This window comes from Variovorax sp. PDC80 (genome assembly GCF_900115375.1).
Lineage (GTDB): Bacteria > Pseudomonadota > Gammaproteobacteria > Burkholderiales > Burkholderiaceae_C > Variovorax.
This window is the reverse complement of record NZ_FOWG01000003.1, coordinates 542854-567659: the sequence shown is the minus strand read 5'-3', so window position 1 is coordinate 567659 and position 24806 is coordinate 542854. Positions and strand designations below refer to the sequence as shown.

Annotated in this window: 25 protein-coding genes and 1 pseudogene; 3 read left to right on the top strand and 23 right to left on the bottom strand. The window is 68.2% G+C overall.

All coding sequences use genetic code 11. The features are described from left to right. Window positions 1–19 precede the first annotated feature (19 nt). Window positions 20–757, top strand: coding sequence for an alpha/beta fold hydrolase (locus BM109_RS12545; RefSeq protein WP_093343167.1), 738 nt, complete (start codon window positions 20–22; stop codon window positions 755–757). Here BM109_RS12545 and BM109_RS12540 read toward each other — a convergent pair whose 3' ends face one another. The 12 genes from BM109_RS12540 to BM109_RS12485 form a co-directional block, all read right to left on the bottom strand. Next, the gene (locus BM109_RS12540) at window positions 758–1369 is read right to left on the bottom strand and encodes a 3'-5' exonuclease (protein WP_093343165.1); all 612 of its coding nucleotides are present in this window, start codon (window positions 1367–1369) and stop codon (window positions 758–760) included. Then, window positions 1366–1863 carry a TfoX/Sxy family protein gene (locus BM109_RS12535; RefSeq protein WP_093343163.1) on the bottom strand — a complete coding sequence of 166 codons (498 nt, stop codon included), beginning with the start codon at window positions 1861–1863 and terminating at the stop codon, window positions 1366–1368. The genes BM109_RS12540 and BM109_RS12535 overlap by 4 nt, the downstream gene beginning before the upstream one ends. Then, window positions 1860–2177, bottom strand: coding sequence for a YciI-like protein (locus tag BM109_RS12530; protein WP_093343162.1), 318 nt, complete (start codon window positions 2175–2177; stop codon window positions 1860–1862). Before BM109_RS12530 ends, BM109_RS12535 begins: the two co-directional genes overlap by 4 nt. Window positions 2178–2193: 16 nt before the next feature. Then, a complete protein-coding gene (locus BM109_RS12525; RefSeq protein WP_093343160.1) occupies window positions 2194–2583 on the bottom strand; it encodes a VOC family protein in 390 nt (129 codons plus the stop codon). A gap of 23 nt (window positions 2584–2606) precedes the next feature. Then, entirely contained in the window at window positions 2607–3101 is a 495-nt protein-coding gene (locus BM109_RS12520; protein ID WP_093343159.1) for a GNAT family N-acetyltransferase, read from the bottom strand. Window positions 3102–3111: 10 nt separating this feature from the next. Further along, window positions 3112–3987 (bottom strand): S-formylglutathione hydrolase, encoded by an 876-nt coding sequence (gene fghA / locus BM109_RS12515; protein WP_093343157.1) that lies wholly within the window; start codon window positions 3985–3987, stop codon window positions 3112–3114. After that, complete coding sequence (locus tag BM109_RS12510) at window positions 3984–4892, bottom strand: alpha/beta fold hydrolase (protein ID WP_093343483.1); 909 nt, start codon at window positions 4890–4892, stop codon at window positions 3984–3986. Before BM109_RS12510 ends, fghA begins: the two co-directional genes overlap by 4 nt. Before the next feature lie 17 nt (window positions 4893–4909). Then, a complete protein-coding gene (locus BM109_RS12505) occupies window positions 4910–6016 on the bottom strand; it encodes an S-(hydroxymethyl)glutathione dehydrogenase/class III alcohol dehydrogenase (RefSeq protein ID WP_057594524.1) in 1107 nt (368 codons plus the stop codon). A 76-nt stretch (window positions 6017–6092) separates the two neighbouring features. Continuing rightward, on the bottom strand, window positions 6093–6743 hold the full coding sequence (locus BM109_RS12500) for a glutathione S-transferase family protein (RefSeq protein ID WP_093343156.1): 651 nt from the start codon (window positions 6741–6743) through the stop codon (window positions 6093–6095). Then, window positions 6740–7603, bottom strand: a complete 864-nt coding sequence (locus BM109_RS12495; RefSeq protein ID WP_093343154.1) for an aromatic ring-hydroxylating oxygenase subunit alpha — start codon at window positions 7601–7603, stop codon at window positions 6740–6742. The genes BM109_RS12500 and BM109_RS12495 overlap by 4 nt, the downstream gene beginning before the upstream one ends. Window positions 7604–7617: 14 nt before the next feature. Continuing rightward, a complete protein-coding gene (locus tag BM109_RS12490) occupies window positions 7618–8301 on the bottom strand; it encodes a Rieske 2Fe-2S domain-containing protein (protein ID WP_093343481.1) in 684 nt (227 codons plus the stop codon). Between the two features lie 17 nt (window positions 8302–8318). Then, on the bottom strand, window positions 8319–9398 hold the full coding sequence (locus BM109_RS12485; protein ID WP_093343152.1) for a BMP family ABC transporter substrate-binding protein: 1080 nt from the start codon (window positions 9396–9398) through the stop codon (window positions 8319–8321). Window positions 9399–9583: 185 nt separating this feature from the next. Here BM109_RS12485 and BM109_RS12480 point away from each other — a divergent pair, with 185 nt between their 5' ends. Beyond that, window positions 9584–10555, top strand: a complete 972-nt coding sequence (locus BM109_RS12480; protein ID WP_093343150.1) for a LysR family transcriptional regulator — start codon at window positions 9584–9586, stop codon at window positions 10553–10555. A 39-nt stretch (window positions 10556–10594) separates the two neighbouring features. Then, the gene (gene aroQ, locus BM109_RS12475) at window positions 10595–11035 is read left to right on the top strand and encodes a type II 3-dehydroquinate dehydratase (RefSeq protein WP_057594519.1); all 441 of its coding nucleotides are present in this window, start codon (window positions 10595–10597) and stop codon (window positions 11033–11035) included. Between the two features lie 7 nt (window positions 11036–11042). On the opposite strand, the gene BM109_RS12470 is transcribed toward aroQ, so the two are convergent. The 11 genes and pseudogenes from BM109_RS12470 to BM109_RS12420 all read right to left on the bottom strand — a co-directional run bounded on the left by BM109_RS12470 (window position 11043) and on the right by BM109_RS12420 (window position 24790). Next, window positions 11043–12617, bottom strand: coding sequence for a SpoVR family protein (locus BM109_RS12470; RefSeq protein ID WP_256222525.1), 1575 nt, complete (start codon window positions 12615–12617; stop codon window positions 11043–11045). Next, window positions 12614–13906: a YeaH/YhbH family protein gene (locus tag BM109_RS12465; RefSeq protein WP_093343149.1), complete on the bottom strand. Its 1293-nt coding sequence runs from the start codon at window positions 13904–13906 to the stop codon at window positions 12614–12616. Before BM109_RS12465 ends, BM109_RS12470 begins: the two co-directional genes overlap by 4 nt. 60 nt (window positions 13907–13966) lie before the next feature. After that, window positions 13967–15889 (bottom strand): PrkA family serine protein kinase, encoded by a 1923-nt coding sequence (locus tag BM109_RS12460; RefSeq protein ID WP_093343147.1) that lies wholly within the window; start codon window positions 15887–15889, stop codon window positions 13967–13969. A gap of 611 nt (window positions 15890–16500) precedes the next feature. Beyond that, window positions 16501–17523, bottom strand: a complete 1023-nt coding sequence (locus tag BM109_RS12455) for a hypothetical protein (protein ID WP_093343146.1) — start codon at window positions 17521–17523, stop codon at window positions 16501–16503. Between the two features lie 25 nt (window positions 17524–17548). Next, window positions 17549–18688 (bottom strand): molecular chaperone DnaJ, encoded by a 1140-nt coding sequence (gene dnaJ / locus BM109_RS12450; RefSeq protein ID WP_057594515.1) that lies wholly within the window; start codon window positions 18686–18688, stop codon window positions 17549–17551. A 120-nt stretch (window positions 18689–18808) separates the two neighbouring features. Further along, window positions 18809–20752, bottom strand: a complete 1944-nt coding sequence (dnaK, locus tag BM109_RS12445) for a molecular chaperone DnaK (RefSeq protein WP_057594514.1) — start codon at window positions 20750–20752, stop codon at window positions 18809–18811. 124 nt (window positions 20753–20876) lie between these two features. Then, a complete protein-coding gene (grpE, locus tag BM109_RS12440; protein WP_093343144.1) occupies window positions 20877–21440 on the bottom strand; it encodes a nucleotide exchange factor GrpE in 564 nt (187 codons plus the stop codon). Window positions 21441–21678: 238 nt separating this feature from the next. Next, window positions 21679–22029 (bottom strand): FKBP-type peptidyl-prolyl cis-trans isomerase, encoded by a 351-nt coding sequence (locus tag BM109_RS12435; RefSeq protein ID WP_057594512.1) that lies wholly within the window; start codon window positions 22027–22029, stop codon window positions 21679–21681. A 280-nt stretch (window positions 22030–22309) separates the two neighbouring features. Further along, a pseudogene (locus BM109_RS12430) lies at window positions 22310–22612 on the bottom strand (winged helix-turn-helix transcriptional regulator); the annotation flags it as partial. A gap of 196 nt (window positions 22613–22808) precedes the next feature. After that, window positions 22809–23660 (bottom strand): archaetidylserine decarboxylase, encoded by an 852-nt coding sequence (asd, locus tag BM109_RS12425; RefSeq protein WP_093343143.1) that lies wholly within the window; start codon window positions 23658–23660, stop codon window positions 22809–22811. A 140-nt stretch (window positions 23661–23800) separates the two neighbouring features. After that, a complete protein-coding gene (locus BM109_RS12420) occupies window positions 23801–24790 on the bottom strand; it encodes a Bug family tripartite tricarboxylate transporter substrate binding protein (RefSeq protein WP_093343141.1) in 990 nt (329 codons plus the stop codon). Between the last annotated feature and the right edge of the window lie 16 nt (window positions 24791–24806).

Here is a 24806-nt window from a genome sequence, read left to right as displayed (position 1 = left end):
ACCCAACGAGGAGACCCCCATGTCCGACACCTATGTCCTGATCCACGGCGCCTGGCACACCGGTGCCGAAATGGAGGCCGTCGCGAACGGCCTGCGCGAGGCCGGCCACACCGTGCACTGCCCCACGCTCGCGGGCAACCGGCCCGGCGACGATCGCGCGAAGATCGGCCTGGCCGACGCGATCGATTCGGCGCTGCAGTACATCGAGGAGAAGAATCTCTCGCAGCTGCGGCTCGTGGGCCACAGCTATGGCGGCATGGTGATCACGGGCGTGGCCGACCGGCTCGCGCAGCAGCCGGGCCGGATCGCGCGGCTGGTCTACGTGAACGCCTTCGTGCCGCAGCCCGGCGAGTCGCTCAACGACATGGTGCCGCCGCACTACGTGGCGCTGTTCGACGCGGTGGCGGGCGCCAACAACCAGGCCGTGACCTTGCCGTTCGAGATCTGGCGCGATGCCTTCATCAACGACGCCGACATGGCGCTCGCGCGTTCGGCCTACGAGCAGCTCAACCCGCACCCGTACCGCACCTTCACCGACAAGATCGTGCTGAGCCAGCCGATGGCCGCGCTGCAGGTGGGGAAGTCCTACGTCAACTGCCAGCAGGACATCGCGCTGCCGCACAGCCTGCCGTGGCATCCGAGGCTGTCGGAGCGGCTGGGCCTCTTCAGGCTGGTCGAATGTCCGGGCAGCCACGAGATGTTCTTCTCGAACCCCAAGCGGCTCGCGCAGGCGATCCTCGAGGCGGGGCGCGACTGATCAGTCGCGCGGCAGCAGTGCGTCGAACACGCGGATCGATGCGTACGCGTCGTTGGCCGCATAGCGCAGCTGCGCCTCGCTGAGCCGGTGGCTGGCCCAGTTCGAGGTCGTGGCCTTGCGCGACTTGGTGAAGCGCTGGCCGAACACCAGCGCCACGGCGGTCTTCACGCCGACCGAGCGGCGGTAGCCGCGGCGGCGGAACTCGTCGTCGATGTCGTAGACCGCGCGCGGCTCCACCTTGAGCTTCTGGCGGATCAGCGAGAGATCGCTCGAGAGGCCGAAGCCCACCTTCCGCAGCGCCTCGGAGCCGATCAGCGCGCCCAGCACCTCGTTGCAGTCGCTGCGATGCAGCTGGAACAGCCACGCGGTCTCGCGCGTGGCGAACTGCACCAGGTGCGGGCCGGTCGAGACCTCGTTCTTGGCGAAGGTGGGCTTGGACTCGGTGTCGAAGCCGACCACGCCCGCGGCCAGCAGCGCGGCGGCCGCGCGCTCGGCATCGTCGCGCGTGGCGACCAGCACGATGTCGTTCAGGCCCAGGCCCTCGAAGGGTTCGAGCAGCGCGATCTCCTCGCGCTCGGGCAGAGGGGGCAGGGGTGTGCGCGGTGCGTTCAATGGGGGGCCGCCTTCCGGGCCGTCTTCGCCGGGGCGGTCTTCTTCGCGGCGGTCTTCCTGGCCGGTGCTGCCTTCTTCGCGGCGGTTTTCTTCGCCGCCACCTTCCTGGCGGGCGCCTTCTTCGCCGCCGCCTTCTTCGCGGCGGCCGCCTTGCGCATCGCCTTCGGCACCGTGCCCGAGCGCAGCGCGGCCTCGTAGGCGCGCCGGCCCCACAGGGCCGCTTCCTCGCGGTCCTCGAACAGCTCGGGCGGCGCCTCGCGGTAGGACATCGGCATCTGCTGGCCCTGCCGTTCGTAGGTGAAGGGGGCGAGGTGCAGGCGGTCGAAATGCGCGGCGCTCTCGGCGTCGGACTTGAGGTAGAGGGTGTCGCGTATCACCAGCGCGAACATGCGGCCCTCGTGGTAGATGCCGAAGCCGCTGAACATGCGGCGGATGTCGATGCGGCCGAAGCGCTCGAAGGTCTCGTGCAGGCTGTCGGCGAAGGCGTTCTTCATGGCGTGCCGCCCGCGGCCGGCCGCACCGGCGTCGAGGCCTGGGCGCCGACCACCGTGTTCCAGGCCTTCACGCGCCAGCCGGTCACGATGCCGTTCGTCACGTAGGGATCGGCCTTGGCGAAGGCTTCGGGCACCGCGGGCGAGGCGGCCTCGAACAGCAGCAGCGCGCCGTCGGGCGGATTGCCGGTGGCGCCGCCGAGCAGCAGCTCGCCGCGTTCCACCGCCTGCCAGGCCAGCGCGAGGTGCGCATCGCGGAATTCGCCGCGGCGCTCGAGGTAGTCGGGCGCGGTGTCGTAGATCAGCAGGTAGTGCATGGGGTGTTCGTGGGGTTCAGGCCGTGATCTCGATGCGGTTGCCGTCGGGGTCGAGCACCACGCTCTCGTAGTAGCCGTCGCCGGTGCGGCGCGGGCCGTCGAGCAGCGGGTAGCCGTCGGCCTGCAGCCGGCGGCTCAGCGCGTCGACCGCTTCCTCCGAGCCCACGCTGATCGCGAGATGGGTCCAGCCCATGCGTTGCGCGCCGGGCTCGGCCGTCACCGGCGACAACGTGCGGGTGGTCATGGCCTCGATGCGGGCGCCGTCGCCCAGGCTCAGGAAGCAGGAGGCGAAGCCCTTCGCGGGATTGACGTAGCCCTCGCCCGCGGCGGCGCCGAAGTAGTCGACGTAGAAGCGCTTGCAGCGTTCGAGGTCGGTGGTCCAGAGGGCGATGTGGTCGATGCGCATGGTGAAGAAGACGGCGAATGGGTTCAGGCCTTGCGCCAGGGCGCGCGCGCCGGGTACCAGTGGTAGCTGATGCGTTCGCGCCCGCTGGTCGGATGGCGGTCGACCGTGCCGCGCGCGAGGCCGTAGCGTTCGTAGAAGCGCTGGGCCGCGGTGTTGGTGAGCGCCACGTGCAGCCGCCAGCCGGTGGGCATGCGCACGCAGGCCTCGTCGAGCAGCGCCTGCCCCAGGCCCTGGTTGCGCAGGTGCGGATCGACGAACAGCTGCGCCACGTACTCGCGCCGGTCGTGCAGCACCATGAAGGCCAGTGCCTGCGCGTCGCGCTCGGCGATCACCACCTCGGCCGGCGCCACGAACTCGGTGCGCACGCGCTGCAGCCAGTGGGCGATCGGCTCGATCACGGGCGTGCCCGGATGCGAGGCCGCCCAGGCCCGGCGCCAGATGCCGGCGAGCACCATGTTCTCCTCGGCGGCGCCATCGCGCAGTCGCAGGTGGAAGGCGGGCGTCTGGGCGTCGGACATGGCCGTTCGTTCAGCCGCGCAGCACCTGCGCGTGGTGCGCCAGGTGGTCGGCCATGAAGCTCTGGATGAAGTAGTAGCCGTGGTCGTAGCCCGCGTGGCGCCGCAGCGTGAGCGGCTGGCCGGCGGCGAAGCAGGCGGCCTCGAAGGCCTCGGGATGCAGCTGCTCGGCGAGGAATTTGTCGGCCAGGCCCTGGTCGACCAGGATGCCGTGCGGATAGGGCGCCGCGACCTGCGACTGCATCAGCGCGCTGGCATCGTGCGCGAGCCAAGCCGCGCGGTCGTCGCCGGGTTCGCCGAGGTAGCCGCGCAGCGCCTTGTCGCCCCAGGGGCACTGGGTGGGCGCGCAGATCGGCGCGAAGGCCGACAGCGAGAGGAAGCGCCCCGGATGGCGCAGCGCCAGAGTGAGCGCGCCGTGGCCGCCCATCGAGTGGCCGAAGATGCCCAGGCGCGCGGTGTCGATCGCGAACTGGCGGCCCACCAGCGGCAGCAGCTCCTGCACGATCCAGCTCTCCATGCGCCAGTGGGCGGCCCAGGGCGCCTCGGTGGCGTCGAGGTAGAAGCCGGCGCCGATGCCGAAGTCCCAGCTCGTGGTGGCGCCCGGCAGCGCTTCCACGGCCGCGCCGCGCGGGCTGGTGTCGGGCGCGATCAGCGCGAGGCCGAGGCTGGCGGCCATGCGCTGCGCGCCGGCCTTGATCGCGAAGGTCTCCTCGTTGCAGGTCAGGCCCGCGAGGTACAGCAGCGCCGGCACGCGCTCGTTCGCGGCCTGCGGCGGCAGGTAGACCGAGAAGCGCATCGGCAGGCCGATCTCGTGCGAGGCCTGTTCGTAGAAGCCCTGCACGCCGCCGAAGCAGTGGTGCTCGGACAGGGTCTTGAGCAGATCGGTCATGCGGCGCCCCGCACCAGTTCGACCACCGCGTCGGCGAAGGCGCGCGGCGCCTCCTGCGGCAGGTTGTGGCCCACGCCCGGCACCAGTCGGTGCGAGCGCGGTCCGCTGAAGCGCGGCGCATGCGCCGCGGCCTCGGCCGGCGGCCGCACGCCGTCGTCGATGCCGTCGAAGGTGATCGCCGGGACGCTGATGACCGGCTGCGCGGCCAGTTGGCGATCGATGTCGGCATAGGCCGGATCGCCCGCCACCAGGCCGAAGCGGTGGCGGTACGAGTGGATCACCACCTCCACGAAGTCGGGATGGTCGAAGGCCGCGGCGCTGCGCTCGAAGGTGGCGTCGTCGAAGCGCCAGGTCGGCGACCACAGCTTCCACAGCAGCCTGGCGATGGCCTTGCGGTCCTTCCGCAGGCCGGCGCGGCCGCGTTCGCTGTGGAAGTAGTACTGGTACCAGAGGCTGTGCTCGTTCTCCGGCGTGTCGGGCTCCATCGCCCTGGCGATGTTCTGGATGTTGTAGCTGTTGAGCGATACCAGCCCCGCGCAGCGCTCGGGCCACAGGGCAGCCACCACGCAGGCGGCGCGGCCGCCCCAGTCGTAGCCGGCGAGCACGGCGCGGTCGATCTTCAGCGCATCGAGCAGCGCCAGCAGGTCGGCGCCGAAGGCCGCCTGCTCGCCCGAGCGCGGCGTGTCGGCGCTCAGGAAGCGCGTGCCGCCGTAGCCGCGCATGTACGGCACGATGGTGCGGCAGCCCTCGGCCGCGAGCAGCGGCGCGACCTCGGCGTAGGTGTGGATGTCGTAGGGGAAGCCGTGCATCAGCAGCACGGGCGGTCCGTCGGCCGGGCCGCTCTCGTGGTAGGCGACCTCGAGCACGCCGGCTTCGATGCGGCGCAGGGGCTCCATGCGTTCCATGGTCGGCACCCGCGGCGTCAGTAGAGCACCACGCCGCGGATCGACTCGCCGCGCTTCATGAGGTCGAAGCCGTCGTTGATCTTCTCGAGCGGCATGGTGTGGGTGATCAGGTCGTCGATGTTGATCTTGCCTTCCATGTACCAGTCGACGATCTTCGGCACGTCGGTGCGGCCGCGCGCGCCGCCGAAGGCCGAGCCTTCCCACTTGCGGCCGGTGACCAGTTGGAACGGGCGCGTGCTGATCTCGGCGCCGGCCTCGGCCACGCCGATGATGATGCTGCGGCCCCAGCCCTTGTGCGTGCATTCGAGCGCCTGGCGCATCACCTTGGTGTTGCCGATGCATTCGAAGCTGTAGTCGGCGCCGCCGTCGGTCAGCTGCACGATGGCGTCGACCACGTTCTCGGTGTCCTTCGGGTTGATGAAGTGCGTCATGCCGAACTTGCGCGCCATGGCTTCGCGCTCGGGGTTCAGGTCGACGCCGATGATCTTGTCGGCGCCCACCATCTTCGCGCCCTGGATCACGTTCAGGCCGATGCCGCCGAGGCCGAACACCACCACGTTGGCGCCGGCTTCCACCTTGGCCGTGAAGATCACCGCGCCGATGCCGGTGGTGACGCCGCAGCCGATGTAGCAGACCTTGTCGAAGGGCGCGTCCTCGCGGATCTTGGCCAGCGAGATCTCGGGCGCGACCGTGTAGTTGCTGAAGGTGGAGGTGCCCATGTAGTGGGCGATCGGCTTGCCGTCGAGGCTGAAGCGGCTGGTGCCGTCGGGCATCAGGCCCTTGCCCTGGGTGCCGCGGATCAGCTGGCACAGGTTGGTCTTGCGCGACAGGCAGAACTTGCACTGGCGGCATTCGGGCGTGTAGAGCGGGATGACGTGGTCGCCCTTCTTGAGGGTGGTGACGCCGGGGCCGACGTCGACCACGATGCCCGCGCCTTCATGGCCGAGGATGGCGGGGAAGATGCCTTCGGGGTCGGCGCCCGACAGGGTGTAGTAGTCGGTGTGGCAGATGCCGGTGGCCTTGATCTCGACGAGCACTTCGCCGAACCGGGGGCCGTCGAGGTCCACGGTTTCGATGGTCAGGGGGGCTCCGGATTTCCAGGCGACGGCGGCTTTGGTTTTCATGGCGTGTTCGGGGGGAAAAGGGGGGGGGGGAGGGAAGGAATGGGGGCCGGAAGACGGCGCGAGGCCCCAAGGATACTCAGGCGGGGCCAGCGGGGAAGATACCCGACATGCCGATGAACCCGGGCAGGTGTCGGAAATCCCAGACCCAGTGTCGCAGCGCGGGAAATTCGTCGAGCGAAATGCCGCCTTCGCCGGCCAGCGCCACGTAGGGGAAGCAGGCCAGGTCGGCGATGGTCGGCTCGGCCGCCGCAGCCAGCCAGCGCAGGCCGGCGCTGGCCTGCTCGGCCAGGTGGTCGTCGAGCACGCGGAACACGGCGCGCGCGCCGGCGCGGCAGGCCTCGATGTCGAGGTGGCGGTAGCCCAACGCGTCGTGCAGCCGCGCGGCCGAGGCGTTGCGCGTGATCTCATCGGCCGTGGCGAGCCACATCGCGACCTGGCCGCGCAGCTTCGGATCGTCGGGGTACCAGCGCCGCCGGGCGTCGTGGCGGCTCGCGAGGTAGACCAGGATGGCCTGCGCATCGCGCAGCACGAAGCCCTCGTCCTCGATCACCGGGATCTGCCCGAGCGGGTTGAGCTGCGCGAGGAACGCGGGCGACTTGTGCGCGCGCCCGGGGTAGAAGTCGACCGGCACGGCCTCGTAGGGAACGGCCAGCCAGGCCAGCAGCTGCCGTACCTTGAAGCAGTTGCCCGAGAGCGGGTAGTCGTGGAGCCTGAGCAGCGTCGTCATGCGGCGGCCCTCGTGCCGAAGCGCATGCCGCGTTCGCGCAGCCAGCGGCGGTAGGTGACGGAGGTGGTGTCGCCGCGCGTCGGCGTCTCGGCGCGGCCTTCGAGCGGCATGCGCTTGAAGGCATGGTTCTCGAGGATCGGTTTGTCCTGGCCGAAGATGGTGTGCTGGAACGCGATGAGCTCGGCGTCGCTCGACACATCGTCGAAGTAGGCCAGCACCGTGTGGGCGATCACGTGCTCGTCGTCGAGCGGCTGCAGGAACAGGCCGATCGCGTCCTGCGCCTCGGGCCGCAGGCTCGACTTGTAGAGCATGGCCGAGAAGGGCTGCATCACGCGGTAGGTGTAGCGCACGTCGGCGCCGCTGTCGTGCGCGGCCGAGGCGCGCGGCTGCCAGAAGCGGCAGTCGGTGGCCCAGATCTCGCCGGTGGCGGGCTCGATCGCCACCTCGTACCGGGCGACCTCGGTGTGCGGCACCTTGCCGAGGTAGTCGGCATGCACGAAGGGAAAGTGCGCCATGTCGAGGAAGTTCTCGATCACGCGCAGCCCCGACACCGCGACGCCGATGCCGCCGCAGTCGACGAGGCGGCGCCCGGGCTCGGTGTATTCCGGAAACGCGAACAGCGGGCGCGCGGGCCGGCCGCTGGGGCAGACCCAGAGGTAGCCGTGGCGCGATTGCACGGAAAGCGGCTGCGTGCCGAGCCGGCATTGCGGCGTGCCGTCGGCCTCGGCCCACAGCGAGAGCGTGGCGCCGAGCAGGCAGGTGCCGTAGGGCTGCCGCTGCGAGCGGCCGGCGAGCGCGCTCGCGGGGCCGACGACCAGCCAGTCGTCGAGCATGTTGGGATCGTCGGTGACGAAGGGCATCGTGCGTCCTTCCTTCAGGCGTTGGGTTGTTCGATGTCGCCGCGCAGGGTTCGCGCGGCCGCGTGCAGGGTCTTCATCGCCTCGGAGCCCGGGGCGGCCTCGGTCCACAGGTGAACGAAAGCCAGTTGCGCTTGCGCGTCGAGCAGCAGCGCGACGGTCGGCGTGCCGCCGAGCGTGCCGCGCCAGGCGCCCGGGGCGGCGCCGGCCGCGAAGCCGTGCCGTGGGAGTGCCTCGCGCACCTGTTGCGCACCGGCGCGCAAGGTCAGCGTGCGGCAGAAGTGCCAGCCGGCCGGCACGGCATCGGCCAGTGCCTGCGGCGCGGGCGCCGCCGCGTCGACCTCGTGCGCCAGGTTCACCCACAGCATGCCCGCCGCGTCGACCGCGCCGAACACCCTGGCGCAGACGTTGCGCGGCGCGGGCATCGCCGGATGGGCGGGAATGCCGACGCACTGCCCGTTGCCCGCGGCGTACTGCCAGCCGTGGTAGGCGCAGGAGAGGCGGTTCTCGACCACCTGGCCCAGCGTGAAGCGCACGCTGCGGTGCGGGCAGCGGTTCTCCCAGGCCTGAGCCGCGCCGTCGGCCGAACGCCAGAGCGCGAGCTCCTGGCCCTCGGCGAAGCCGGCGACGATGTTGGCGCCGGGGCGCAGCCCGGCCGAAGGGGCGACGGGGTGCCAGGGGGCGGCGATGGGATGCGTCATGGGGTTCTCCATGGCCTTCAACGCGAGCCGCCCACCACGCCCTCGGCGAACCAGTCCATCCGGCCGAGGTCCGCGTCGGCGACGCGGGCGCCCGCCGCCACGCGGACCGCGCCCTTCTGGTCCTTGATGGGACCGGCGAACACCTGCAGCTTGCCGCTGGCGATGTCGCGCTCCTTCGCCTGCACGAGTTCGGCGACGTCCTTCGGCACGCGCGGGCCCATCGGCGCCATCTTCACCACGCCGTCGCCGATGCCGCCGAGGTAGAGGCCGGGCTTCCAGCTGCCGGCCATCACCTCGCGCGCCACCCGGGTGTAGAAGCCGCCCCAGTGGTGGGTGACGCCGGTGAGGTAGTTCCTGGGCGCGTGGCTGCGCATGTCGGAGTGGAACGAGATGGCGCCCACGCCGCGCGCCTCGGCGGCGGTGGTGACGGCGGGCGTGTCGGTGAAATGCGTGAGCACGTCGGCGCCCTGGTTCATCAGCGCGACCGCGGCGTCGCGCTCCTTCGGCGGGTCGAACCACGAATTGACGAACACCACATGCACCATCGCCTTCGGATTGACGCTGCGCGCGCCGAGCGCGAAGGCGTTGAGATACCACATCACGTCGGGCACCGGGTGGGCGCCGACGAGGCCGATGATGTTGGAGCGCGTGGTCCGGCCCGCCACGATGCCCGCGAGGTAGCCGCCCTCGTGCCAGCGCGCGTTGTAGCCGCCGAAGTTCTTTGCGGTCTGGTAGCCGCTCGCGATCAGGTACTGGACGCCGGGGTTGTCGTTGGCGACCGTGAGCATCGGCTTCATGTAGCCGAAGGAGGCGCCGAAGATCAGCTGGCAGCCGTCGGCCGACAGCTCGCGCGCCACGCGCTCGGAGTCCGGGCCTTCGTTGGTGTCGGGCACGGTGCGCACGCTGACCTGGGCGCCGAGGTTCTTCTCGAGCTCGCGCCGGCCGAGGTCGTGCTGGTAGGTCCAGCCCGTGTCGCCGACCGGGCCCAGGAAGACGAAGCCGATCTTGAGCGGGCCGACGGCCCAGGCGCTGCGCAACGGCAGCAGGGAGGCGGCAACGCCGGCGGAAAGCAGGGTGCGTCGGGCAGGGCTGTGCATCGGGGGTTCTCCTGTCGTGGGGAGTGGGGCTCGGGCCTCGAGGGCTCGAGGGCTCGGCGGGGCATGGCATAGCATTCGCTACGCCCGCGCAGACCGTACCGTTTCCCGCCCTCCGATGAAAGCCACATGCCGAGACGCAACTTTTCATTTCTGAAACGGCCGACCTTCGCCGACAGGGAACGCGCGTGACCGGCATCGACCTGGCGCTGGTGCAGGCCTTCGTGCTCGTCGTGCAAAGCGGCAGCCTCACGCGGGCCGAGAGCCTGTCCGGGGTTTCGAAGGCCACGCTGAGCCGGCAGCTCACGCGGCTGGAGGAGCTGCTGGGCGCGCAGCTGCTGATGCGCAGCTCGCGCCGCATCACCGCGACCGAGGCGGGCCGCGCCTTCTTCGTGCGCTGCGAGGACCTGCTCGGCGAGGTCACGGGCCGGCTCGAGACGGCGCGCACCGAGATCCAGGAGATCACCACCGGCGTGTCGGGCAGCCTCTCGCTGCTGTCGGACACCCAGTTCGGCACCTCCTTCGTCTGCCACGTGGTGAAGCTGTTCCTGGAGTCGCATCCCAACGTGCGCTGCCAGCTCGACGTGGCGAGCCGACCGAACGCGCCGGCCATCGGCGACGTGGACTGCTACGTGTGCTCGGAGCCGCCCGACGCGCCGAACCTCGTGGCCAAGCTGCTGGGTCAGCTCAACCACGGCCTCTATGCGAGCCCGCAGTACCTCGAGCGCCAGGGCACGCCGCGCTCGCCCGACGACCTGGCGGCGCACCGCGCGATCGTGATGAAGGAGGCCGCGGGGCCGTCGCAGGTGCTGCTGGTGTCGGGCGCGTCGGGGCGCCATGCCTACCGGCCCGAACCCGCCTTCGAGACCAACGACCACTGGGTGATGAAGACCTTCTGCATCGACGGCCTGGGCATCGCGCTGCTGCCGGCCTTCTTCGTGCGGCCCGAGCTGGCGCAGGGCGTGCTGGTGCCGGTGCTGCCGCAGTGGCAGCCGCAGCCGCGGCGCATCTACTGCGCCTACCAGCGGCAGCGCTACATGGGGCAGAAGCTGCGCGCCTTCGTCGACCTGATGGCGCGCTGCGTGGTCGACATCGACTCGTACAACTACTACGTCGGCTCGTCCGCGGCCCGGCGGGGCAGGGCGGGTGCCAGACCATAATGGCGGCCCGTCCGACGCGTGCCGCCAGCCCGATCCATCATGAAGAAAATCCTCGTCCTCAACGGCCCCAACCTCAACCTCCTGGGCACGCGCGAGCCCGAACAGTACGGCCGCGACACGCTGGCCGACGTGGAGCGCCTGTGCCATGAAACGGGCGCGAAGCTCGGCGTGGCGATCGAGTGCCGCCAGACCAACCACGAAGGCGTGCTGGTCGACTGGATCCAGGAAGCGGGCCGCGAGGTGGCGGCTGGCACCATGCTCGGCGTGGTGATGAACCCGGGGGCCTACACCCACACCTCGATCGCGCTGCACGACGCCATCAAGGGCGCGAGCGTGCCGCTGATCGAGCTGCACATCTCGAACGTGCACGCGCGCGAGGAGTTCCGGCACCGCTCGTACATCTCGCCGGCGGCGCGCGGGATCATCGTGGGGCTGGGCGTGAAGGGCTACACGCTGGCGATTGCCGCGCTCGTGCCCTGAACCTCGGCTAGTACAGCGCCCGCGGCGCCGAGGCCTTCCAGCTGCGGCTGATGCGGCCCTGCGCATCGACGCTCTCGAGGTGCACGTCGAAGCCCCACAGCCGCGCCACGTGCTTGAGCACCTCCTCGGCATCGTCGTGCAGCGGCAGGCTGTTGCGCTGGGTGTGGCGCAGCGTCAGCGAGCGGTCGCCGCGCATGTTGACGTTCCAGACCTGGATGTCGGGCTCGCGGCTGCCGAGGTCGTACTGGCGCGACAGCGATTCGCGCAGCGCCTGGTAGCCGCTGTCGTCGTGGATCGCCGAGACCTCGAGCTCGGACTCGCTCTGGTGGTCGCGGATCGCGAACAGGCGGAAGTCGCGCATGGTCTTCGGGCTCAGGAACTGGCCCACGAAGCTCTCGTCCTTGAAGTTGCGCATCGCGTAGTCGAGCGTGGCCACCCAATCGCTGCCCGCGAAGTCGGGGAACCAGCGCCGGTCCTCGTCGGTGGGCTTCTCGCAGATGCGGCGCAGCTCGGTGTACATAGCGAAGCCGAGCGCGTAGGGGTTGATTCCGCTGTAGGCGCGGTGGCCCACTGGCGGCTGGAAGATCACGCCGGTGTGCGAGCTCAGCCACTCCATCATGAAGCCGTCGTCGAGCTGGCCGCGGTCGTACATGGTGTTGAGCAGCGTGTAGTGCCAGAAGGTGGCCCAGCCCTCGTTCATGACCTGGGTCTGGCGCTGCGGGTAGAAGTACTGCGCGATCTTGCGCACGATGCGCACCACCTCGCGCTGCCAGGGTTCGAGCAGCGCGGCGTTCTTCTCGATGAAGTAGAGCAGGTTCTCCTGCGGCTCGAGCGGAAAGCGCGGCGCCGATTCCGAGCCGGCGTTCTGCTCGCTGCGCCGCGGCAGGGTGCGCCAGAGGTCGTTGACCTGCTGCTGCATGTGGCGCTCGCGCTCGGCGCGCTGGGCGCTCTCCTGCGCCAGCGAGCGCTTCTGCGGCCGGCGGTAGCGGTCCACGCCGTAGTTCATCAGCGCATGGCAGGAGTCGAGCAGCTTCTCGACCTCGTCCACGCCATGGCGCTCCTCGCATTCGGCGATGTAGTGCCGTGCATAGACCAGGTAGTCGATGATCGAGGACGCATCGGTCCACATGCGGAACAGGTAGTTGCCCTTGAAGAAGCTGTTGTGGCCGTAGGCCGCGTGCGCGATCACCAGGGCCTGCATGGCCATGGTGTTCTCTTCCATCAGGTAGGCGATGCAGGGATCGGAGTTGATCACGATCTCGTAGGCCAGCCCCATGTGGCCGCGGCGGTAGTTCTTCTCGGTGGCGATGAACTGCTTGCCGTACGACCAGTGCCTGTAGATCATCGGCATGCCCACGCTGGCGTAGGCATCCATCATCTGCTCGGCCGTGATGATCTCGAGCTGGTTCGGATAGACGTCGAGGCCGTAGCCGCGCGCGGTGCGCGCGATCTCGGTGTGGTAGCGCTCGATCAGGTCGAAGGTCCAGTCCGAGGGGCTGGGCAAGCGCTCGAGCTTGCCTTGCGGGATGGTGGCGGCGGTCGGCAGCGGCGGTGCCGAAGGAGGGCGGTCGGCGGTGCTCATGCGCTGGCTCCTTCCTTCTTGAACAGGTCGCGGAACACGGGGTAGATGTCGCTCGCCTCGGACACCTTGCGCATCGCGAAGTTGGGCTCGATGCCCTCGAGCTGCGCGTATTCCTGCCACAGGTTCTGCTCGGTCTCGGCCACCTGCACGTAGGCGTAGTAGCGCACCTTCGGCAGGATGTTCTCCTCGAGCAGCTGGCGGCAGCGCCCGCTGTCCTGGTGCCAGTTGTCGCCGTCGCTGGCCTGCGCGCCGTAGATGTTCCATTCGCCGCTGGGGTAGCGCGCGCGCACGATCTCGTCCATCAGCACCAACGCGCTCGACACCACGGTGCCGCCGGTCTCGGTGGCGTGGAAGAACTCGTCCTCGCTGACCTCCTGCGCCTGCGTGTGATGGCGCAGGAACACCAGGTCGATGGTCTCGTAGTGCCGCGTGAGGAACATGTACAGCAGCATGAAGAAGCGCTTGGCCATGTCCTTGCGCGCCTCGTCCATCGAGCCCGAGACGTCCATCAGGCAGAACATCACGGCCTTGGCGCTGGGCACCGGGGTCTTCACGCGGTTGCGGTAGCGCAGGTCGATCGGATCGATGTAGGGCACGTGGCGCGCGGTGCGGCGCAGCTCCTCGATGCGCGCCTCGGTCTCGGCGATCTCGTTCTGGATGAAGGGCTGCGTGGCCTGCGGATGCGCCCTCAGGTGCAGCAGGTGCGCCTCGAGCCGGCGCAGCTCCTTGCGCGGTTCGCCGCCGAGCGCGATGCGCCGGGCCAGCGCGCCGCGCATCGAGCGCACCACGTGCAGGTTGTTGGGCGTGCCGTCGCTGGTGAAGCCCGCGCGGTGGCTCTTCCATTCGGGCACGTCGGCGATCTGCGTGCGGATCAGGTGCGGCAGCGCGAGGTCATCGAAGAACACGCGCATGAACTCCTCGCGCGTGAGGTGGAACACGAAGTCGTCGTTGCCCTCGCCGCTGTCGCTGGCCTCGCCGCTGCCCGAGCCGCCGCCCTGGCCGCCCTCGGGGCGCTTGATGCGGTCGCCGCGCACGTACTCCTGGTTGCCCGGGTGCACGTACTCGCGGTCGCCGCCGCGCGCATGGCCGAACACCGGCTCCGACACATCGTGGCGCGGCAGCGTCACATCCTCGCCCTGTTCCAGTTCGCGGATGTTGCGGCCGCTCACGGCCCGCCGTACCGCCTCCTGGATCTGGCCGCGGTAGCGCCGGAGAAAGCGCTCGCGGTTGCCGATGGACTTGTTCTTGCCCGAGAGCCGGCGGTCGATGATCTGCTGCAGGATGGCCACGATGGTTTCAAAGCTCCTTGCAAAACGATGGGCGTTGGCGTGCTCCGTTGGCGGTGCGCGCTACGAGCTCTTGCGCACGCGCAGGTACCACTCGCACAGCAGGCGCACCTGCTTGGCGGTGTAGCCCTTCTCGACCATGCGCGTGACGAAGTCCTCGTGCTTCTTCTGCTCGTCGGCGCTGCTCTTGGTGTTGAAGCTGATCACCGGCAGCAGCTCCTCGGTGTTGGAGAACATCTTCTTCTCGATCACCGCGCGCAGCTTCTCGTAGCTGGTCCATGCCGGGTTGCGGCCGTTGTTGCCGGCCCGCGCGCGCAGCACGAAGTTGACGATCTCGTTGCGGAAATCCTTCGGATTGCCGATGCCGGCCGGCCGCTCGATCTTCTCGAGCTCGCCGTTGAGCGAGGCGCGGTCGAAGACCTCGCCGGTGTCCACGTCGCGGAACTCCTGGTCCTGGATCCAGTAGTCGGCGTAGGTCACGTAGCGGTCGAAGATGTTCTGGCCGTACTCGCTGTAGCTCTCGAGGTAGGCGGTCTGGATCTCCTTGCCGATGAACTCGGCATAGCGCGGCGCCAGCAGCTCCTTGATGTAGCTGATGTACTTCTGCTCGACCTCCTGCGGGAACTGCTCGCGCTCGATCTGCTGCTCGAGCACGTACATCAGGTGCACCGGGTTGGCGGCCACCTCGGAGCTGTCGAAGTTGAAGACCTTGGAGATGATCTTGAAGGCGAAGCGCGTGGAGACGCCGCTCATGCCCTCGTCGACGCCCGCGTAGTCGCGGTACTCCTGGATCGACTTGGCCTTGGGATCGGTGTCCTTGAGGTTGTCGCCGTCGTAGACCTGCGACTTGCTGAAGATGCTCGAGTTCTCGGGTTCCTTGAGCCGCGTGAGCACCGACAGCTGCGCCATCATGCGCAGGGTTCCGGGTGCGCAGGGCGCCTGGGCCAGCGAGGAGTTGCGCACCAGCTTCTCGTAGATCTTGATCTCCTCGGACACCCGCAGGCAGTAGGGCACCTTGACGATGTAGATCCGGTCGAGGAAAGCCTCGTTGTTCTTGTTGTTGCGGAAGGCCTTCCACTCGCTCTCGTTGCTGTGGGCCAGCACGATGCCGTCGAAGGGGATCGCGCCGAAACCCTCGGTGCCCTTGAAGTTGCTTTCCTGCGTGGCGGTCAAAAGCGGGTGCAGCACCTTGATCGGCGCCTTGAACATTTCCACGAACTCCAGGAGGCCCTGGTTCGCGAGGCACAGGCCGCCCGAGTAGGCGTAGGCGTCCGGGTCGTCCTGGGCATAGGTCTCGAGCTTGCGGATGTCGACCTTGCCGACCAGCGAGGAGATGTCCTGGTTGTTCTCGTCGCCCGGTTCGGTCTTGGCGACCGCGATCTGGCGCAGCACCGACGGGTAGCGCTTCACCACCTTGAACTGGCGGATGTCGCCGCCGTACTCCTCGAGCCGCTTGACGGCCCAGGGCGACAGGATGCGCTGCAGGTAGCGGCGTGGGATGTTGAATTCCTTCTCGAGGATCTCGCCGTCCTCGGCCGCGTCGAACAGGCCGAGCGGTGATTCGTTCACGGGCGAGCCGTGGATCGCGTAGAAGGGCACGTGCTCCATGAGCTGCTTGAGGCGCTCGGCGATCGAGCTCTTGCCGCCGCCGACCGGGCCCAGCAGGTAGAGGATCTGCTTCTTTTCCTCCAGGCCCTGCGCGGCGTGGCGGAAATAGGACACCACCTGCTCGATGGCCTCCTCCATCCCGTAGAACTCCTTGAACGCCGGGTAGATCTTGATGACCTTGTTGGCGAAGATGCGCGAAAGGCGGGAGTCGTTGCGGGTGTCGACCAGTTCGGGGTCGCCGATGGCCTTGAGCATGCGCTCGGAAGCCGTGGCATAGGCCATCGGATCCCGTTTGCAGAGTTCCAGGTAGTCCTGCAGTGAAAGGACCTCTTCGCGAGTGCGCTCGTAACGCGCTGCAAAGTTGCTGATCACATCCATGGTCACGCCTCCGTCAAGTCAGCGGGCCTTTAAAGCCCGAAATCCTGCAGTCCGAAAGCGTCGCATCTTTTGAAAAAGGTGTGGCCGCCCAGGGCTGCATGCCTTGGAAAACTCCCTTAAACACAATCTGCACAATCAGCATAAAGCAAAGAGTGCACCCAGGAAATAGTTGTTAATTCAGAACCACAGTCACGAGTAAAGTTCAACAAAAAATTCGTGCACGAGTTTGCGAATTCCAGCTAAATTCCCAGGTTCCGCAAACGGGTTCGGGTAAACCAGTTTGCCAGTGAAAATACCTATGGCAATCGACATATGCGTCCTTTGCGTGTTTTAACGGCAAGCACCTCCTATTGAGCCCACTGACTCAAAAAAACAACGCTGTCCTTCAATAACGCGGCAGCTCCCGTTTGGGTTTATTGCACATTCAAAAAATATCTAAAAGCAATCTACGCGCCATCTTTTGATGAGCAGCGCGCGCGCCGCGACGTGGGAAAGCGCGCCAGTTGCGAGTCGGAGGGAAGCGGGAGAAGGCGCCGTTGTGGTGCGTGGCACCGAAGGCGTTCGAGGAGCACCGTTTGCGTGCGTGGACGCAAACCAAAGGGTTATGAGGCTCAGGCCAGCGGCAGGACGCGGCGTGCCACGGTGTAGCCGAGCGAAATCTCCTCGCCGGGCGCGTGCTCGCAGAAGTCGGGGTCGTGCCAGGCGCTCGCGAGCGGCAGCCAGCCCGAGAGAAAACCGGCGCCGCCGCAGATGGCGCAGCCGCCATCGCCGCCGCGCGTGAGGCCGCGTTGCGCGGTCAGCTCGTACTTGTAGGGGTCGGCCGCGATCTGCAGGCCCCAGGCGTTGGGCAGGCGGTGGAATTCCCAGTCGCTGGCGAAGCCGGCCGCCGGTTTCTCGAGCCGGCCCGCGGCCCGCACCCATTGACGGCGCCATTCGGCCTCCTCGGGGCTGATGTCGGTGGGGTAGCGGTCCATCGGCGCCTCGTCGCCCCAGCGGAAGAAGCCGCGCGCGCCGGCCGCGCACAGGTGCTCCCATTCGTCGAGGCTCGGCAGGCGGAAGCCCTGCGCGGCGAAGCCGTCGGCGACCAGCGCATGGCTCAGTGTGTCCTCGTCGGCCTGCCAGGCGCTGACGCGGCCATCGGGCGCGACCTCGACCCGGGTCACGATGTCCGCATGCTCGGTCACGCCGCGCGGATGCTCGGCGAGCAGCGCCCGCACCTTCTCGCCCGCGGGATCGATGGGCTGCCAGCCGACCTCGGCATGGCGGGTCTCGGCCAGCAGCGGCGGCAGCGCCACCTCGCGCACACGGGTGCTGCGCGCCGCCACGTAGTCGGCCAGGCTTTCCTCGAGGCCGTATTCCTCCGCCATGCCCTGCCAGCTCTCGTGCATCGCGGGCGTGGGCCGCCAGCCGCCGACGTCGAAGCCCAGCGTGGCCGGGCCGCCCGGAATCAGGGAGAAGAGGGCGCCGCCGGCCGTGTACTGCGCCACGTCGTGCGCGACACCGCCGAGCGCGAAGCGCCGGATGCCGTCGAAGGCGAAGCCCGCGGGCAGCTGTGCCGCCAGGTCCCGCGCGGCGGCTTCACGCTGCGCCGCGGTGGCGCGGCGCCAGGCCGCGAGTTCGTCGAACAGGGCCATGGATCGGAACGCGCGCCGCGCGTCCTCAGCTGAAGAATTCCTTGGCCTTGTCGAACCAGCCCTTGTCGGTGGGGCTGTGCTTCTCGCCGCCCTTCTTGAGCGACTCGTCGAGCTCCTTCAGCAGCTTGCGCTGGTGCTCGGTGAGCTTGACCGGCGTCTCCACGCGCACGTGGCAGTAGAGGTCGCCCGGGTAGCTCGAACGCACGCCCTTGATGCCCTTGCCGCGCAGGCGGAACTGCTTGCCGCTCTGCGTGCCGTCGGGAATGTCGATGGCCGCGTTGCCCTTGAGCGTGGGCACGTTGATCTCGCCGCCGAGCGCCGCGGTGGTGACGCTGACCGGCACCACGCAATGCAGGTCGTCGCCGTCGCGCTCGAACAGCTCGTGCTTCTTGAGCCGGATCTCGATGTAGAGGTCGCCGGGCGGGCCGCCGTTGGTGCCGGGTTCGCCGTTGCCGGTGCTGCGGATGCGCATGCCGTCGTCGATGCCGGCCGGGATCTTCACTTCCAGCGTCTTGTTGTTCTTGATCTTGCCCTGGCCGTGGCAGGTCGCGCAGGGCTCGGGAATGATCTTGCCGCTGCCATGGCAGGTCGGGCAGGTCTGCTGCACGCTGAAGAAGCCCTGGCGCATCTGCACCGCGCCCGCGCCGTGGCAGGTGGTACAGGTGATCGGCTTGGTGCCCGGCTTGGCGCCGGTGCCCTTGCAGGTACCGCAGTCGTCCCAGCTCGGGATGCGGATCTGGGCTTCCTTGCCCTCGGCCGCTTCCTCGAGCGTGATCTCCATCGCGTAGCTCAGGTCGCTGCCGCGGAACACCTGGCGGCCGCCGCCGGCACGGCCGCGGCCACCGCCGCCGAACACGTCGCCGAAGATGTCGCCGAAGGCTTCCGCGAAGCCGCCGAAGCCTTCCGCGCCCGGGCCGCCGCGCATGTTGGGATCGACGCCGGCATGGCCGTACTGGTCGTAGGCCGCGCGTTTCTGGCCGTCCGACAGCATTTCATAGGCTTCCTTCACCTCCTTGAACTTGGCCTCGGCGTCCTTGCTGGTGTCGCCGTGGTTGCGGTCCGGGTGGTGCTTCATCGCGAGCTTGCGATAAGCCTTCTTGATTTCGTCGTCGCTCGCGTTCTTGGGAACGCCGAGGGTTTCGTAGTAGTCGCGTTTGGTGGCCATGGCAGGTTCGATCGGGCGGCGGGGCGGTCTTCAGGTCTCTTCGGGAACGGGGATCGATCGAAGCGAGAAAGGCTGGAGCACCCTTTCAGGTGTTCCAGCCCCGTTCGACCGAGCGGACGATCAGTCCTTCTTCTTGACTTCCTTGACCTCGGCGTCGACCACGTTGTCGTCGGCCGGGGCGCTGCTCGCAGCTTCCGCGCCAGCCGAGGCACCCGGGCCGCCGGCGGCACCGGCCGCGGCCTGCGCGTCGGCGTACATCTTCTCGCCGAGCTTCTGGCTCGCGGTCATCAGCGTGTTGGTCTTCTCTTCGATCGCGGCCTTGTCCTCGCCCTTGACCACGTCCTCGAGTTCCTTGATCGCGGTCTCGATCTTTTCCTTCTCGCCGGCATCCAGGCTGTCGCCGTGCTCGCCCAGCGACTTGCGCACGCTGTGGACCATGGCCTCGCCCTGGTTGCGGGCCTGCACCAGCTCGACCTTCTTCTTGTCCTCGGCCGCGTTGAGCTCGGCGTCCTTCACCATGTTCTGGATCTCGTCCTCCGACAGGCCCGAGTTCGCCTTGATGGTGATCTTGTTTTCCTTGCCGGTGCCCTTGTCCTTGGCGCCGACGTGCAGGATGCCGTTGGCGTCGATGTCGAAGCTCACCTCGATCTGCGGCGTGCCGCGCGATGCCGGCGGGATGCCCTCGAGGTTGAACTCGCCGAGCAGCTTGTTGCCCGCGGCCACTTCGCGTTCGCCCTGGAACACCTTGATCGTCACGGCCGGCTGGTTGTCCTCGGCGGTCGAGAAGGTCTGCGCGAACTTGGTCGGGATCGTGGTGTTCTTCGTGATCATCTTGGTCATCACGCCACCCATGGTCTCGATGCCCAGCGACAGCGGGGTCACGTCGAGCAGCAGCACGTCCTTGCGGTCGCCCGAGAGCACCTGGCCCTGGATGGCGGCACCGACGGCCACGGCCTCGTCGGGGTTCACGTCCTTGCGCGGGTCCTTGCCGAAGAAGGCCTTGACCTTGTCCTGCACCTTGGGCATGCGGGTCATGCCGCCGACCAGGATCACGTCGTTGATGTCGCTCACGCTGATGCCGGCATCCTTGATGGCCAGGCGGCAGGGCGCGATGGTGCGCTCGATCAGCTCGTCGACCAGGCTCTCGAGCTTGGCGCGCGTGAGCTTGATGTTCAGGTGCTTCGGACCAGTGGCATCGGCCGTGATGTAGGGCAGGTTGACGTCGGTCTGGGCGCTGTTCGACAGCTCGATCTTGGCCTTCTCGGCCGCTTCCTTCAGGCGCTGCAGCGCGAGCACGTCCTTGCTGAGGTCGACGCCCTGTTCCTTTTTGAACTCGCCGATGATGTAGTCGATGATGCGCTGGTCGAAGTCCTCGCCGCCGAGGAAGGTGTCGCCGTTGGTCGACAGCACTTCGAACTGCTTCTCGCCGTCCACGTCGGCGATCTCGATGATCGAGACGTCGAAGGTGCCGCCGCCGAGGTCGTACACGGCGATCTTGCGGTCGCCCTTGTCCTGCTTGTCGAGGCCGAAGGCCAGCGCCGCGGCGGTGGGTTCGTTGATGATGCGCTTGACGTCGAGGCCCGCGATGCGGCCGGCGTCCTTGGTGGCCTGGCGCTGGGCGTCGTTGAAGTAGGCCGGCACCGTGATCACGGCTTCGGTCACGGCTTCGCCGAGGTAGTCTTCGGCGGTCTTCTTCATCTTGCGCAGGATGTCGGCGCTGACCTGCTGCGGCGCCATCTTCTTGCCGCGCACTTCCACCCATGCGTCGCCGTTGTCGGCCTTGGCGATGGTGTAGGGCATCAGGTCGATGTCCTTCTGCACTTCCTTTTCCTCGAACTTGCGGCCGATCAGGCGCTTGATCGCGTACAGCGTGTTCTTGGGGTTGGTGACGGCCTGGCGCTTGGCCGAGGCACCGACCAGCACTTCACCGTCTTCCTGGTACGCGACGATCGAAGGCGTGGTGCGCGCGCCTTCCGAGTTCTCGATCACGCGCGTTGTGTTGCCTTCCATGATCGACACGCACGAGTTGGTGGTGCCGAGGTCGATGCCGATGATCTTTGCCATGTTCTGTACTCCTGAAACCTGAAAAATATGTTGTTATGAACTTGTGGATAACCCGGGTCTATTCAAGGGAAGAGAAGGGGTTTTCCTGTGGAATTCGTGTGGACGGGGAGAAGGGCGCAGCGGCTTACTTCGGGGCGCTGACGGTGACCAGCGCGGGGCGCAGCACGCGCTCGGCGATGGTGTAGCCCTTCTGCAGCACGCCCACCACGGTGTTCGGTTCCTGGTCGGCGGGCACCACCGAGATCGCCTGGTGCTGGTGCGGATCGAACTTGCTGCCGGGAGCCGGCGCGATCTCGATCACCTTGTTGCGCTCGAGCGCGCTCTTGAGCTGGCGCAGCGTGGCTTCGGCGCCTTCGCGGATCTGCTCGGGGGTGGCGTCCTTGATGGCGAGACCGGCCTCGAGGCTGTCGGTCACCGGCAGCAGGCTCTCGGCGAAGGCTTCGACCGCGAACTTGCGGGCCTTGGAAATCTCGTCGTCGGCGCGGCGGCGGGCGTTCTGCACGTCGGCTTGCGCGCGAAGGTACTGGTCGGCCAGTTCGGCGTTCTTGGCCTGCAGGGCGGCGAGCTCGCCCTGGGCCGCGGCCAGCGCGTCCGCCTCGTTGGCGGCTTGCGCGGCCTCCAGCTCTTCAGGGCTGGGTTCGCCGTGCAGGGTTTGCGAATTCGGGGCGGATTGTTGCGGATCGGACATCTTTTGAAGCGGATTGATCGATGGGCTGGAAACAAACGATTGCGGGCCAGTTGGGGCCCTCCGGAGGCTTTTCAAGCGAAAAAATGCGGCCGAAAAGGCCGCATGGGCATGAAAGATGGCCCCCGAGCGCCCTCACTCCGTGAGGTCGCTGCCCCCAAGGGGGCGTTTTCCATCTTGGGGCGGCCCGGCGATGAAAAAGGCCCTTCGCAGGGCCTTCGAGCCGAGGGCCCGCGCTCGATCAGTGGGTGTCGAGCAGCTCGACGTCGAACTTCAGGGTGGCGTTCGGCGGGATCACGCCGCCGGCGCCGCGGGCACCGTAGCCCAGCGAGGCCGGGATGATCAGCGTGCGCTGGCCGCCGATCTTCATGCCGGCCACGCCTTCGTCCCAGCCCTTGATGACCTGGCCGGCGCCGAGCGAGAACGCGAACGGGTCGTTGCGGTCGCGGCTCGAGTCGAACTTGGCGCCCTGCACGCCGTCGTTGTAGAGCCAGCCGGTGTAGTGCACGTGCACGTGGTGGCCGGGCTTGGCTTCCGCGCCGTCGCCGACGACGGTGTCTTCGTATTGCAGGCCGGAGGGAGTGGTGGGCATGGTGAACGCTCCTTGCGTCGGTATGTTCGCGAGATGAAAGAAGGGCATCGATCCGGGGATCGAAGGCGCGGAGTTTACCGAGGCCGGCGGACGGCGTTTGCCGGACGGGGCGCCGCCGGGTTCAGTCCGAGATCGGCGGCGGGATCGGCGAGGAAGGCGGGGAGGGCGGCGGCGAGGCGGGCACAGGCAGCGGCGGCGAGCTCGGCTGCGGCGCGGGCGCTGCCGATGGCGCCGAGGCGGAGGCCGCTGGCGGCACCGCGGCGGCCGGTTGCGCCGCCGCCTTCTTGGCCTGGCCGAGCTGCCACTTGCTCGCGAAGGCCTGCAGGTCGGACAGCCGCTTGAGCAGGTCCTGGCCGCTGAGCGTGAGGCTGTAGCCGTCGCCGCCGTGGCTCACCACGCCGGCTTCGCGCAGTTCCTTGATCCGGGTGTTGAGGGTGTTGGGAGTGATGCCGCCGACGCTGTCCTGCAGCAGCCGGAAGGTCTGGGCATGGCCGTCGCGCAGGGCCCAGAGCACACGCAGCGCATAGCGGGCCTCGAGCAGCGCGAGCAACTGGCTGATGGCTGCGTTTTCCTTGGAACTCATCGTCATCATCTCCTCTGCGATCTGTGCTGCGCGGGAGGCCGGCCCCGTGGGCAGTGCCTCGGCCTCGCTCTTTTTTGATGGTTGGCGGACCGCTGTCCGGCCTTCGCTCCGGCCGGGGACTATAGCTCAAATGATTACGATGCTACTAGTTTTATAGCTGTGGGCGTACGCTGCATGCGGCTCCAGAGACAAAGCGTCACATCTTTGAAAAATTCGCCATGGCTTCGCCCAGCCGGATGGCGCGCGCAGGCGCCCATTCGGAATTGAAGGCCACCGCGGGTGCGGGGAACAGCATGACGACGGTCGAGCCGAGCAAGAAACGGCCCATCTCCTCGCCCTTGCGCAGCGCGATCTGCCGGTCGTCGTAGCGCCATTCGCGCAGCTCGCCCCCGCGCGGCGGGTTGACCACGCCGTGCCACACGGTCGCCATGCTGCCGACGATGGTGGCGCCGACCAGCACCAGCACGAAGGGGCCATGGGCCGATTCGAAGACGCAGACCACGCGCTCGTTGCGCGCGAACAGGCCCGGCACGCCGCGCGCGGTGGTCGGGTTGACCGAGAACAGCTCGCCCGGCACGTGGATCATGCGCAGCAGCCGCCCGTCGCAGGGCATGTGGATGCGGTGGTAGTCGCGCGGGCTCAGGTACAGCGTGGCGAAGCTGCCGTGCGCGAACTGCGCCGCGAGCGCCGCGTCGCCGCCGACCAGGGCCGTGGTGCTGTAGTTGTGGCCCTTGGCCTGGAAGATCTGGTCGCCCTCGATCGCACCGAACTGGCTGATCGCACCATCGACGGGACAGATCAGGTCGGTGTCGGCGAGCGGGCGCACGCCGGGCTTGAGCTCGCGCGTGAAAAACTGGTTGAAGCTCTTGTAGTGCGCGATATCGGGTTCGAGCGCCTCGTTCATGTCGACGCCGTATTTGTCGACGAAGCGCCGGATGATCCAGGTGGTGACCGCTCCCCGCTCCTTGCCCGCGACCCAGCCGGCGAAATTGGTCAGTGCCTGCTTGGGGAACAGGTATTGGGGCAGGACAGCGGAGCGATCAGACACGTGCGGAGCTTCTGGTTCTTGGATGGGAGGGGCATTCTATAAAGCGGGCCCGGCCCGGGGCGTAGGAAACTTCCCTCGGGATTTCGCGGGGGCGAATTGCGCGGAATTTCCCGGCCGCGCGGCCGGTGGGCGTTTTTCCGCTACTCGGCCTTGATCCCCGCCGCCTTGATCACCTGCGCCCATTTCTCGACCTCGGCCTTCTGGAAGGCCGCGATCTGCGCCGTGCCCAGGTCGGTGGGCTCCATGCCGAAGCCCTTGAGCTTGTCCTGCATCTCCGGTGTCGCGAGGATGGTGCGGATCTCCGTGTGCAGCCGCTGCACCACCGGCGCGGGCGTGCCCGCGGGCACGAAGATCGCCTGCCACGAGACCACCTCGAAGTCCTGCAGCCCCGCGATGCCCGACTCGGCCACCGTCGGCACGTCGGGCATCGAGGCCAGCCGCTTCGCCGAGGTGACGGCGATCGCGCGCAGCTTGCCGCTCTGGATGTGCGGGCCGGCCACCACCGTGGTGTCGAACATCATGTCGACCTGGCCGCCGATCACGTCCTGGATCGCCGGGCCGCTGCCCTTGTAGGGGATGTGCGTGAACTTCACGCCCGACTTGTAGGCCAGCAGTTCCAGCGCCAGGTGCTGCGAGGTGCCGGTGCCGGCCGAGGCCGACGAGAGCCCGCCCGCCTTGGCCTTGCTGGCCTCGAGCACGTCCTTGAGCGTCTTGTGCGGGCTCGCCTGGTTCACCACCAGCACCACCGGGTTGGTGCCGATCAGCGTGACCGGCGCGAAGGACTTCTGCGGGTCGTAGCCCAGCTTCGGATAGAGGCTCACGTTGATCGCGTGCGAGCTGATGGTGCCGCCCACCAGCGTGTAGCCGTCGGGCGCGGCGCGCGCGCCGATCTCCGAGCCCACGCTGCCGCCGGCGCCGCCCTTGTTGTCGATGATGACGCTGGTGTTGAGCACCGGGCCGAGCTTCTGGCCGATCAGCCGGCCCAGCACGTCGGTGGTGCCGCCGGCCGGGAAGGGTACGAGGTAGGTGATGGCCTTGCCCGTCGGCCAGCTGCCCTGGGCGAAGGCATGGGGCAGGGCGGCGAGCAGCGGCGTGGCGAAGGCGCTGCGAATGAGGGTGCGGCGTTGCATGGCGATGTCTCCTTAT

Excerpts from the sequence above, each read along its gene's own strand:
- BM109_RS12455 (WP_093343146.1), bottom strand. The coding sequence starts at position 17,523 with ATGGCCCTGTTCGACGAACTCGCGGCCTGGCGCCGCGCCACCGCGGCG.
- dnaK (WP_057594514.1), bottom strand. The coding sequence starts at position 20,752 with ATGGCAAAGATCATCGGCATCGACCTCGGCACCACCAACTCGTGCGTG.
- BM109_RS12505 (WP_057594524.1), bottom strand. The coding sequence starts at position 6,016 with ATGAAAACCAAAGCCGCCGTCGCCTGGAAATCCGGAGCCCCCCTGACC.
- BM109_RS12420 (WP_093343141.1), bottom strand. The coding sequence starts at position 24,790 with ATGCAACGCCGCACCCTCATTCGCAGCGCCTTCGCCACGCCGCTGCTC.
- BM109_RS12490 (WP_093343481.1), bottom strand. The coding sequence starts at position 8,301 with ATGACGCATCCCATCGCCGCCCCCTGGCACCCCGTCGCCCCTTCGGCC.
- BM109_RS12460 (WP_093343147.1), bottom strand. The coding sequence starts at position 15,889 with ATGGATGTGATCAGCAACTTTGCAGCGCGTTACGAGCGCACTCGCGAA.
- grpE (WP_093343144.1), bottom strand. The coding sequence starts at position 21,440 with ATGTCCGATCCGCAACAATCCGCCCCGAATTCGCAAACCCTGCACGGC.
- BM109_RS12435 (WP_057594512.1), bottom strand. The coding sequence starts at position 22,029 with ATGCCCACCACTCCCTCCGGCCTGCAATACGAAGACACCGTCGTCGGC.
- dnaJ (WP_057594515.1), bottom strand. The coding sequence starts at position 18,688 with ATGGCCACCAAACGCGACTACTACGAAACCCTCGGCGTTCCCAAGAAC.
- BM109_RS12520 (WP_093343159.1), bottom strand. The coding sequence starts at position 3,101 with ATGTCCGACGCCCAGACGCCCGCCTTCCACCTGCGACTGCGCGATGGC.
- BM109_RS12535 (WP_093343163.1), bottom strand. The coding sequence starts at position 1,863 with ATGAAGAACGCCTTCGCCGACAGCCTGCACGAGACCTTCGAGCGCTTC.
- BM109_RS12470 (WP_256222525.1), bottom strand. The coding sequence starts at position 12,617 with ATGAGCACCGCCGACCGCCCTCCTTCGGCACCGCCGCTGCCGACCGCC.
- BM109_RS12495 (WP_093343154.1), bottom strand. The coding sequence starts at position 7,603 with ATGCCCTTCGTCACCGACGATCCCAACATGCTCGACGACTGGCTGGTC.
- BM109_RS12545 (WP_093343167.1), top strand. The coding sequence starts at position 20 with ATGTCCGACACCTATGTCCTGATCCACGGCGCCTGGCACACCGGTGCC.
- BM109_RS12525 (WP_093343160.1), bottom strand. The coding sequence starts at position 2,583 with ATGCGCATCGACCACATCGCCCTCTGGACCACCGACCTCGAACGCTGC.
- fghA (WP_093343157.1), bottom strand. The coding sequence starts at position 3,987 with ATGACCGATCTGCTCAAGACCCTGTCCGAGCACCACTGCTTCGGCGGC.
- BM109_RS12485 (WP_093343152.1), bottom strand. The coding sequence starts at position 9,398 with ATGCACAGCCCTGCCCGACGCACCCTGCTTTCCGCCGGCGTTGCCGCC.
- BM109_RS12500 (WP_093343156.1), bottom strand. The coding sequence starts at position 6,743 with ATGACGACGCTGCTCAGGCTCCACGACTACCCGCTCTCGGGCAACTGC.
- BM109_RS12510 (WP_093343483.1), bottom strand. The coding sequence starts at position 4,892 with ATGGAACGCATGGAGCCCCTGCGCCGCATCGAAGCCGGCGTGCTCGAG.
- aroQ (WP_057594519.1), top strand. The coding sequence starts at position 10,595 with ATGAAGAAAATCCTCGTCCTCAACGGCCCCAACCTCAACCTCCTGGGC.
- BM109_RS12530 (WP_093343162.1), bottom strand. The coding sequence starts at position 2,177 with ATGCACTACCTGCTGATCTACGACACCGCGCCCGACTACCTCGAGCGC.